This is a genomic window from Proteus sp. MB838 (genome assembly GCF_054767435.1).
In genome coordinates, this window is sequence record NZ_BAABMO010000092.1 from 1 (window position 1) to 1,202 (window position 1,202).

The 1,202-nt window shown below is 52.4% G+C and carries 1 rRNA gene; it reads left to right on the plus strand.

Annotated elements, in window-relative coordinates:
- Nucleotides 1-1,167, plus strand: a 23S ribosomal RNA gene (locus ACYUCW_RS18010); the annotation flags it as partial.
- Nucleotides 1,168-1,202: the final 35 nt, after the last annotated feature.

The window sequence follows — 1,202 nt, forward strand, 5'->3', positions numbered from 1 at the left end:
GCTGAAGCCAGTCGAAGATACCAGCTGGCTGCAACTGTTTATTAAAAACACAGCACTGTGCAAACACGAAAGTGGACGTATACGGTGTGACGCCTGCCCGGTGCTGGAAGGTTAATTGATGGGGTCAGCCGCAAGGCGAAGCTCCTGATCGAAGCCCCAGTAAACGGCGGCCGTAACTATAACGGTCCTAAGGTAGCGAAATTCCTTGTCGGGTAAGTTCCGACCTGCACGAATGGCGTAATGATGGCCAGGCTGTCTCCACCCGAGACTCAGTGAAATTGAACTCGCTGTGAAGATGCAGTGTACCCGCGGCAAGACGGAAAGACCCCGTGAACCTTTACTATAGCTTGACACTGAACATTGAGCCTTGATGTGTAGGATAGGTGGGAGGCTTTGAAGTGTGGACGCCAGTCTGCATGGAGCCAACCTTGAAATACCACCCTTTAACGTTTGATGTTCTAACCTAGGCCCATAAACTGGGTCGGGGACCGTGTCTGGTGGGTAGTTTGACTGGGGCGGTCTCCTCCTAAAGAGTAACGGAGGAGCACGAAGGTTGGCTAAGCATGGTCGGACATCATGCGGTTAGTGCAAAGGCATAAGCCAGCTTGACTGCGAGAGTGACGGCTCGAGCAGGTACGAAAGTAGGTCTTAGTGATCCGGTGGTTCTGAATGGAAGGGCCATCGCTCAACGGATAAAAGGTACTCCGGGGATAACAGGCTGATACCGCCCAAGAGTTCATATCGACGGCGGTGTTTGGCACCTCGATGTCGGCTCATCACATCCTGGGGCTGAAGTAGGTCCCAAGGGTATGGCTGTTCGCCATTTAAAGTGGTACGCGAGCTGGGTTTAGAACGTCGTGAGACAGTTCGGTCCCTATCTGCCGTGGGCGTTGGAAGATTGAGAGGGGTTGCTCCTAGTACGAGAGGACCGGAGTGAACGCACCACTGGTGTTCGGGTTGTCATGCCAATGGCATTGCCCGGTAGCTAAGTGCGGAAGAGATAACCGCTGAAAGCATCTAAGCGGGAAACTTGCCTCGAGATGAGTCTTCCCTGTCGCTTTAAGCGACCTAAAGGAACGTTTAAGACTAAGACGTTGATAGGCTGGGTGTGTAAGCGTAGCGATACGTTGAGCTAACCAGTACTAATGAACCGTGAGGCTTAACCTGACAACACCGAAAGTGTTTTGTCAGAGAGACGAAAC